8 protein-coding genes are annotated in these 7,489 nt (G+C 67.9%); 7 read left to right on the top strand and 1 reads right to left on the bottom strand.

What is annotated here, in order from left to right:
• Positions 1–125 precede the first annotated feature (125 nt).
• Both VGH85_07360 and VGH85_07355 read left to right on the top strand, forming a co-directional pair.
• Positions 126–350: a hypothetical protein gene (locus VGH85_07360; GenBank protein ID HEY2173616.1), complete on the top strand. Its 225-nt coding sequence runs from the start codon at positions 126–128 to the stop codon at positions 348–350.
• An 866-nt stretch (positions 351–1,216) separates the two neighbouring features.
• Positions 1,217–2,494 carry a right-handed parallel beta-helix repeat-containing protein gene (locus tag VGH85_07355; GenBank protein ID HEY2173615.1) on the top strand — a complete coding sequence of 426 codons (1,278 nt, stop codon included), beginning with the start codon at positions 1,217–1,219 and terminating at the stop codon, positions 2,492–2,494.
• Between the two features lie 114 nt (positions 2,495–2,608).
• Here VGH85_07355 and VGH85_07350 read toward each other — a convergent pair whose 3' ends face one another.
• Positions 2,609–3,298 (bottom strand): winged helix-turn-helix transcriptional regulator, encoded by a 690-nt coding sequence (locus VGH85_07350; GenBank protein ID HEY2173614.1) that lies wholly within the window; start codon positions 3,296–3,298, stop codon positions 2,609–2,611.
• Positions 3,299–3,356: 58 nt separating this feature from the next.
• Between VGH85_07350 and VGH85_07345 the strand changes: the two genes are divergently transcribed.
• The 5 genes from VGH85_07345 to VGH85_07325 all read left to right on the top strand — a co-directional run.
• Positions 3,357–3,764 (top strand): DUF1761 domain-containing protein, encoded by a 408-nt coding sequence (locus VGH85_07345; GenBank protein ID HEY2173613.1) that lies wholly within the window; start codon positions 3,357–3,359, stop codon positions 3,762–3,764.
• Between the two features lie 217 nt (positions 3,765–3,981).
• Positions 3,982–4,356 carry an arginase family protein gene (locus VGH85_07340; GenBank protein ID HEY2173612.1) on the top strand — a complete coding sequence of 125 codons (375 nt, stop codon included), beginning with the start codon at positions 3,982–3,984 and terminating at the stop codon, positions 4,354–4,356.
• Between the two features lie 126 nt (positions 4,357–4,482).
• A complete protein-coding gene (locus VGH85_07335) occupies positions 4,483–5,061 on the top strand; it encodes a helix-turn-helix domain-containing protein (GenBank protein HEY2173611.1) in 579 nt (192 codons plus the stop codon).
• A gap of 127 nt (positions 5,062–5,188) precedes the next feature.
• Positions 5,189–6,421: a cytochrome P450 gene (locus VGH85_07330; GenBank protein ID HEY2173610.1), complete on the top strand. Its 1,233-nt coding sequence runs from the start codon at positions 5,189–5,191 to the stop codon at positions 6,419–6,421.
• Between the two features lie 120 nt (positions 6,422–6,541).
• Positions 6,542–7,489 (top strand): glycoside hydrolase family 88 protein (locus tag VGH85_07325; protein ID HEY2173609.1); only part of this gene is annotated, 948 nt, incomplete at its 3' end.

The raw sequence follows: 7,489 nt of genomic DNA, 5'->3' as shown, positions 1-7,489 counted from the left end.
GTCCCTCAGAAGGAACACTGACCCGACACAGGCAAACCACAGCTCGCGCGGGCACCATCGCTCCCATGCATCCCACTGCCCGAACCAGGGCCCGAACCGAGATCCGAACCGAGGCTCCCGGCGCGATGCCCGCGCCCCGGGACGGCTCCCCCGGGTCCCACTCCCCCGGGGTTCTGCTCGACCGCGAGGATGCCGCCGAGCTGGCGAAGCTTCTGACCCTCATCGGCGACTGGCTGGAAGGCCCCGACGTCACGGTGCTGGCCGCCTCATGGCGCCGCTTCGCCGGTACCGGCCAGGACATCGACGAGCTCAAGGCCGACCTGGGCAGTTTCGTCGCCGCCCTGAGCTAGGCCAACGCGTCCAACTGGCGGACGACCGCGTCCAGCGGTGCCGAGGTGGGCTCGGCGGGCGTTGGGGTCCGCCCGGGCACTAGGTAGGCGAGGCACTTCCGGTGACCTCGGGGGGGGGTAGGTGGTCGAGTGTCTTGTCGTGGCGGGGGCCCTTCCAGCTGGGATGCCGTAGGTAGCCCTCCGCAGCTCCTCACCGACCCCGACCAGACTCCGCCGGTGCAGCTGAAGGACGAGCCCTGGGGCGGGGGCCGAGCTGTTCCAGACCCGAACGCCCATGATCGGATGCAGCTTTGAAAGCGAGAGCGAGCACCGATGGCACCCCTGCGCTCAGGCGCCGGATACTGGGAGAATGCCAAGGGACGATCTTGAAACTGGGCGATAGCAAGGCCACCCAGATCAATGGAAGCCAACGCCCTGAACTGCACTTATTACCCACGCCGCAGGCAGGACGGCGAACCGTACCTAATTCGGGACGAAGAGGTCGTGGTTCGAATCCCGCCAGCCGACAGCAACAAAGGCCCGCATCAGAAAGGCATCACGCCGGTACGAGGGGATCAGAACCGCCGCCGTCCCCGTCCTCCTCTCGCGCCGCCATCGATGCCACCGCCGAAGCCATACTCAACGGCGGCACAGCCATCACAGCGATGTCGGTGCCCCAGCTATCCGAGTAAGTCCGGCGTCGCGGTGACAGGCCTGGGGCGGGCGACCTCGTCGGCGGGGCGGCGACCACCGCGATCCGGCCCGCGCGAACCCGGGTGGGTCGGATAGTTGTGAATGACCTGTGGATCTCGGCCGCGGTGTGACACCTGAGGGACTCACAGCGTTGTCTCAAGGGAGAGCAGATCATCGAGTTTTCGGGGGCCGTGATGCGTCAATCTGTTCGTCCGCGCTGGTTGGCCCGGCTGATCGGGTCGGTGCGGGGACAGCGCCGTCCCGAGGACGCCGGCGCCACCCGAGAGCTCAGCGGGTCGCCGGTTCGTCCGGGCCCGCCTCCCGGCCCGATCCCCACCCGTCCGCTGTACCAGCCTCGGCCGTGGGTCCCCCCGACCGAGGCGAACCGGGCACCGAACTCCGCCCCGACGCCGGACGCCGAGTCGACCTCCACGCGCCCGATCATCACGCAGTCGCCCGACCAGGGCCGGGCAACACCGGGCCGGCGTGCCGGTACGTCATTCAAGCGACCCGGTTGGCTGGTGCTCGGGCTGGCGGCCGCCGTGCTGATCGCCCTGGCCGGCGGCTACCTGATCGTCACCCGGAGCGGCGGCCCTCAGGTCGGTGGCACGGCCGGCGCGGTGGGCAAGCCGGAGGCACTGGCCAACTGCACCGCCACCGTCACCGACGCCTCGAGTGCGCGCAGTGCATTCGAGGGCGCGCAGCCCGGCAGCCGGATCTGCCTGCAGGGCGACCTCGGCAACGACGAGCTGCAGCTACGCCGCTCGGGCACTTCCCAGCAGCCGATCACCATCCTCGGCGGCGGCACCGCCACCACCGGCCAGATCTCCGTGCGGGGCGACCACGTCGTCGTCGACGGGGTCCAGCTGTCGAAGCCGCGCTCACCCGGGTTCCAGCTGATCGGCAACGACATCACCGTGCGCGCGAACGTGATCGACAGCCCGCAGGTGGTCAAGAAGAACGACGACGGTGACGGCATCCGGTTCTTCGGCAACGACATCAAGATCGTCGGCAACCTGGTCAGCAACGTGAAGAACCTCAACGGCCAGGACGGCAACCACGCCGACGCCATCCAGACCTTCGCCACCTCCGACGAGACCGGCCCGAGCCAGCGCGTGCTCATCGACAACAACCGGTTCGAGAACGTCGACAACATGTGCCTGATCGCCGAAGGCCCGGACAGCGAGGCCGGCGACGGCACCGGGGAAGGCAGCTCCAGCAACTTCACCGTCACGAACAACTACTGCGACAACGGCGCCGGCCAGGCATTCTTCTTCGACGACATCAGCGGTGTCACGCTCACCGGCAACACCGTCGTCGGCAAGATCGACAAGGCGTTCTCACTGCAGAACAACTCGACCAACGCCACGATCCGGGACAACAACATCGGTCCCAAGGTCGGCTTCCAGGTCGGCATGGACGACTCGTCCCAAGAGGGCTACAACGGCCCCGAGCCCGAGGGAGCCCCGTGAGTGCCCATTCTCGCTACTCTGGGCCCGGCCCGCCTTGCCGCTCCGCTCCCGGCCGCCACCCGGCACATCCGGCGAAGCCGTTTGATCTATCGAGGCCGAAGGTTGCCGCTGCTGTCAGTCGTCCGTCGGCAACGGCGGGAACTCGGAAGCGGCGGTCGCCCGCCCCGGAGGGAACACCTCGCACAGGACTCGCCTGTCGCCCTGGAGGTCTCCCATGGAGAGTGCCTGGTCGATCGTGAGGCCGCCGACCGCGAGCCCAATGATGACCTCCGGCGCGGCGGTGAAGATCGTGTCCGGCTGCTGATCGGGCCGGACGATCACACTGGGACCGTCCTCGTCGATGCGCAGGATCATGAGGAAGCCGTCCGTCTCGACGCCGAGCTCCACCGAAGGGGTCGCAGCCATCCCCCGCAGCAGGCCGGGGAGAGCGAGCGCCAGCCAGCGCGGCTGGAACGAATCGCCGCCACGTCCTGTCAGCAACAGCGGCGCGCCCCACCTGCCGAGCGCCTCCATCGGTTCGCGGAGCCCTGCGCCCCAGGGCGTGAGCGCGTAGACGACGCCCGCTTCCTCCAGGCGGCGCTCGACGATCCCGTTCGCCTCCAGGGTCCGCAGCCGTTCCGCCAGGAGGTTCGTCGCGATTCCCGCGAGCGAGGCCTTCAGCTCGGTGTAGCGCATCGGACCGGGAAGCAGCTCCCGCACGATCAAGAGGGTCCAGCGGTCGCCCACGATGTCCAAGGCGCGCGCGAGTCCGCAGAACTGCCCGTAAGAACGGGGCTTCTTCGAGCCCTGCTTGACTTTATCCATCGTAGTTGATTTTATCAACCACACGGACAGATGTCGAGCAGAGGAGATCCGCGGGGAGATGAGTATCAGTTGGCTGGCCGTCGCGGTGGCGACCGCGGTCGGGATGGCAATAGCCATGGTCTGGTACGGGTGGGCCTTCCTCGGCGTCTGGAGGGAGCTGACGGGCGTGACCGAGGAGGATTCCAAGAGAGCCGGCAAGCGCCCGCTCGCAATCCTCCTGGCGTCGATCCTCGTCACGGCGCTGGTGCTCGCCGCCGGCTGCTCCCTCGCGTCGGGCTTCTTCGCCAGCGATCCGCTCTGGCTCGATCTGGCCGTCGGATTCGTGACCTCGCTCGGGTTCTCGCTGACGACTCTGGTGCAGCACAACGCCTTCGAGCAGAAGCCGGCGCGGCTCACCGTGATCAACAGCGCATACCAGCTGACGTTGTTCCTGGGTATGGCCCTCGCCATCGGGTTGCTGCAGTAACACTGGGAAGAAGTACTGGCGACAGCAATCCTCGCCCTCGCTGATCGGACCCTTCGGCCGCGCAGCAACAGCCAGATCGATGTACTCGTCGCAACAAGGCACCGGTTCCGCATCCACGGCCGCGCGACCGCACGCAACCTCGACGCAGTCCTCAGGGTGGCCCTCGCTGTCGCCGACGCCGTCGAGCGGGAGGTCCGAGCCGGCCGGCTACCCAGTCGTGCTCGGCGGGGACTGCACTATCACGCTCGGCGTAGTCGCGGGGCTCCAACGCGTCCACGACGACGTTCAGCTCGCCTACTTCGACGGCGATGCGGATCTCAGCTCTCCGGAGCGCACTCGTAGCGGCATCCTCGACGCGACCGGCATCGCTCACCTGCTCGGAATCGCCGATACGCCGCTGGCCCGGATCGGACGCACGTTCCCGATGCTTGCCGAACACCAACTGGTGCTCCTCGGCTACGACCGAGGTGACCCTGATAGCTACGACGAGGGCGCCTTGGCCGCCCGACCCGCGCTGAGACACTTCAGCGACGCCGAGGTCAACCCGAACGACGTCACGTACCCGGCAATGACGAACGCATGTGAGGGATGACGATAGCTCGATTCACCAATCAAGTTCGAGTTTACGGTCGAATCCTGGCAGTATCGGGTCGTGCCACAGGAGACAGCCCCTCTGGGGCGCCGTGATCGCCGCAAGCTCGAAGCTCGCCGACGCCTGATGGCGGCGGCTCGGCGGATCATCGCCGAACGCGGCGAGGACAACCTGCGCATCGGCGACGTCACGGAGATGGCGGACCTCGGATTCGGCACCTTCTACAGCCACTTCGAGTCCAAGGATGCGATCGTCGAAGCGGTCCTGACCGAGGTCCTCGACAGCGCCGCCGCCGCGATCGGCGCGCGAGCGCTTGAGTTCACCGATCCGGCGGAGACGGCATCGTTCTCCTACCGGCGGTTCGTACGGTTCGCCCGCGACGAGCCGGAGCTGGCCGGCGTGCTGGTCAAGCTCGTCGGCGCTGACGCACTGTTCGAGAACTCGCTGCTGCCCTACGCCCGCAAGACCCTGGAACGCGGCATCAGCAGCGGCCGATTCCACATCGAGGACCTGGAACTCTGCCTGACATCGGTCGCCGCCGCGGCGTTCGCCGCGATCAAGGGTGTGCTTGCCGGTCGGGTCGGACCTAACGCCGACACCGCCGGGGCGGAGATGATGCTGCGCGGCTTCGGTGTCGACGCCGCGTCCGCACGGGAGATCTCCCACCGCCAACTACCAGAACTCGATCTGCCGTCAACCGATTGACAGCAATCAGCTCTGCCCATTCCCCCGGCTCGCCGGATCGGCTGCTCAGAGCATATTTCGATCGGTGAATCGAAGTTGAACATCTGATCAGTTTTGGCTAATGTGCTGTTCGACGGATGGGGACGACATGACCGGACCGAGCACCGATACCGCTGCGGGCACGACGGTGGACGCCAGCGATCCGCTCTTCTACACCGAGGCGAACCGGCCGGCCTACCTGCACATCCACGCCGACGACCCGGTGTACTGGGTCGAGGCCGAGTACACGCAGCCGTTCTGGAACGTGTGCCGCCACGAACTGATCCGGCAGGTCGGCCAGGACGGCGAGCTGTTCACCACCGAGTTCGGGGTGCACCTCAACGCCGCCGCCTTCGACGTCAAACGGGACCTGCAGTCCTCCAGCAGCCTCACCGCGGAGCTGCCGGTGGCCCTGCGGCCGGCCAACATCATGGACGCCGCGGGCCACCGCCGGCTGCGTGTCCCGATCAACCAGCATTTCCGCCCGGCCATGGCCGCGCAGCTCGAACCCGCCATCCGCGCAGAGATCCGGGACATCCTGGACGCGATCGAGCCCGGGCAGGAGGCCGACTTCATGCGGGCCTTCGCCACCCGGGTCCCACTCCTCGCCACCACCCGGCTGCTCGGGGTCAGCACCGACCGCGAGCACGACTTCGAGATCTGGGCGAACACCATCCTGCAGTCCTTCGAGCCGGGTGCCACACCCGACTTCGGCGCCATCGGCGACATGGTTGGGTTCTTCGCGGGCGAGGTCGCCGCCCGCAAGGCCGCCCCGCGCGAGGACCTCATCACCGATCTCACCCGCACCGGCCTCGCCGACGAGGAGGTCGTGATGTGGTGCTGGCTGCTGCTCGTGGCCGGCCTGGAGACCACCGGAAACCTGATCGGCGCGGGGCTCGACCTCCTGCTGCGCCACCCCGAGGCCAAGGCCCGGATCGTGGCCGACCGGTCGCTGATCGCGGACGCGGTGGCGGAGATGCTGCGGGTGGTCACCCCCGGCCGCTACATCCGGCGCACCGCGACCGCCGACACCGAGATCGGCGGCCATCGGATCCGTGCGGGTGAGGCGGTGGTCATGAACTTCACGGTCGCCAATTACGACCCGGCGATGTTCGACGAGCCGCTGCGTTTCGACCTCGATCGGCGTCCGAGTGATGTGCTGGCGTTCTCCTGGGGTCCGCACCGCTGCGTCGGGGCGTTCGTGGCGCAGGTCGAGGCTCGGGTCGCGTTCGAGGAACTGCTGGCCCGGTTCCCGAACATCGAGGCCAGGGGGCCGGCGGTGTTCCACCCCAGCCTCGCCACCGCCGTCGTCGAGTCGGTGCCGGTGACCTTCCTGACCTGAGCCGGCGTCGACCAGCCAACACCTCTTCGTGACCGACGCCGGCTGTGCGGCAGTCGTCGTGGCCACCTCTGCTGCTATGTTGCCCCCCGCGTTGTGGAGTCGAGGCCTGCGAGGAGCGGAATGCCGATCAAAGCCACGGCGGGCGGGGTCGGGCTCGTGCTCGTCGCGCTTGTGAGCTGCAGCAACCCGGCATCGACACAGCCGGCACCGTCGGTTGCGCCGACACAGCCGACGGCGGTCTCACCGACACCGGCGCCCCCGCCGGCGACGAGCCGGGTACTCAAGTACACCGAGCAGCGGCTGCTTTCCACCGACGCCGCCCTCAACCCACCGGCCTATCCGGTGCGGACGAAGCCCGGCGGCTCTTGGCTGACCGAGGGTGCGGACGACTGGACCGCCGGCTTCTACGCCGCCGCGCTGTGGCGAACCTACGAGCGCACCCACGATCCGGCGTGGCGTCAGCGGGCCGAGACCTGGCAGGCCGGGCTGGCCCGCCAGACGAAGCAGGACACCACTGATCTCGGCTTCAAGATCTTCGACACCTACGGCGTGGGCTACCAGCTGACCGGCGACGAGTCGTACAAGCGCGTTGTGCTGGAGGCCGCCGACACCGTGGCGCGTCGATATAACCCGAACGTCGGGATGTTCCGGGTGTGGGACAAGGCCGACGACAAGACGCAGTACCGGGTCAACATCGACGCGTTGATGAACCTGGAACTCATGTTCTGGGCCGGGCAGAACGGCGGGAACCCGCAACACGCCGACATCGCGAAACGCCACGCGCTGCGGGCGCTGCAGGATCTGGTCCGCCCGGACGGTGGGACGTGGATGGTCGCCAATTACGACCAGAAAACCGGCGCCCTGCTGAGCCATTCCACCAAGCAGGGCTATGCGACCGAGTCGACCTGGTCACGGGGGCAGGCCTGGGCCGTCTACGGCTTCACCACGGCCTACCGCTACACCAAGGACCCCCGGTTCCTCGATGCCGCCCGGCGCACGGCGGACTATTTCGTTCGCCGCCTTCCGCCGGACCGGGTTCCTTATTGGGATTTCGACGTGCCGAACAAG

This window comes from Mycobacteriales bacterium (genome assembly GCA_036497565.1).
Lineage (GTDB): Bacteria > Actinomycetota > Actinomycetes > Mycobacteriales > QHCD01 > DASXJE01.
Note: the sequence above shows the minus strand (reverse complement) of the source record. Positions and strands in the feature narration are given on the sequence as shown.